The following is a 1,507-nucleotide window of genomic DNA, read 5'->3' on the forward strand; positions in this document are numbered from 1 at the left end:
TCGACGACGACGCCCGGCGCGTCTTGGACACGCTCGTCCCAGAAGAGGCCGAGATCCAGGGCGCCGACGGCGAGTGGTACTTCGTCCGCATCCTGCCCTACCGGACCACCGACGACCGCATCGAGGGCGTCGTGGTCACGTTCGTCGACGTCACCGAACTCCGCCAAGCCCGCGACGAAGCCAGGCGCCGGGCCGCTCAGCAGGCGGCCATCGCCGAGATCGGGCGGATGGCCCTGACGGCCCCGCTGACCGACGTCCTCGAGGCCGCCTGCGAGACTGCCCGCGACGTCCTCGAGGCCGACTTCGCGAAGGTCCTGCGCCACGAACCCGCCGAGGACCGGTTCGCCCTCGACGCCGGGTGCGGGTGGCATCCCGGGCTGGTCGGGACGGCCGCGGTCCCGGACAGCGTGGACTCACAGGGCGGCTTCACGCTCGCCGAGGACGGCCCGGTCGTCGTGCCCGACCTCGAGGCCGAGGAGCGGTTCTCCGGCCCCGAGCTCCTGACCACGCACGGTGTCCGGAGCGGGATCAGCATCACGGTTCCCGGCGACGGCGAGGCGTGGGGCGTGTTGGGCATCCACAGCCGGCAGCCCCGGACGTTCTCCGCCGCCGACGTGGAGTTCGTCGGAGCCCTGGCCAACCTGATCGGCGAGGCCGTCCGGCACGAGCAGGCCGAGCAGACGATCCGCCAGCAGCTCGGCGAGATCGAGGCCGTCTACGGGACGGCCCCGGTCGGGCTCGCGTTCATGGACCGCGAGCTGCGCTACCGCCGGATCAACCAGCGCCTGGCCGACATCAACGGGCTCCCCGTCGAGGACCACATCGGCAAGCGTGGCAAGGACCTGTTCCCGTTGCTCGTCGACACGGTCCAGCCTCTTCTCGAACGGGTCCTGGAGACCGGCGAGCCCATCGAGGACATCGAGTTCCGGGGCGCCACGTTGCGCGACCCGGATCTCGAGCGGGACTGGCTGTGCAGCTACGTCCCGGAGTTCGACCCGGAGGGCGTCATCGAGGGCGTCAGCATCGTCGTTCGGGACATCACGGACCTGCGCGAGAGCGAGCGCCGTGCCACGGCCATGGCCGAGCAGCTCCAGCTCACGCTCGACGCGGCCCGGCTCGGGACGTTCCGGTACGTCGTCGAGGACGGCCGGGTCGAGCTCGACGAGCGGTTCCAGGAGCTCTTCGGGTACCCCTCCGAGATGACGTTGGAGGCCGGGGTCGGGCGGGTCACGCCGGGCCAGCAGGAGATGACTCGGGCAGCGCTCAGCCGCGCCCTCGACCCGGCCGACTCCAACGACGAGTACGACATCGAGAACCTGGTCGAGGGCGACGACGGCCCCAAGTGGGTCTCGGTCCGGGCCCGCGCCGTGTTCGACGGCGAGGGGCCGGACCGGACGCCGCGCGAGCTGTTCGGCGTCGCCCTCGACGTCACCGACCTGCGCCGGACGACGGACGAGCTCCGCGTGCTCACCGAAGACCTCGAGGGCCGCGTCGAGAGCCGGACGGC

At 71.9% G+C, this 1,507-nt stretch carries 1 protein-coding gene; it reads left to right on the forward strand.

The window, feature by feature from the left end:
* Nucleotides 1-1,507: PAS domain-containing protein (locus tag WBA11_RS11825; RefSeq protein WP_424520886.1), on the forward strand; the 1,507-nt coding region annotated here is incomplete at both ends.

Origin of the sequence: Rubrivirga sp. (genome assembly GCF_049648075.1) — a bacterium.
In the GTDB taxonomy this organism is placed as follows: domain Bacteria; phylum Bacteroidota; class Rhodothermia; order Rhodothermales; family Rubricoccaceae; genus Rubrivirga.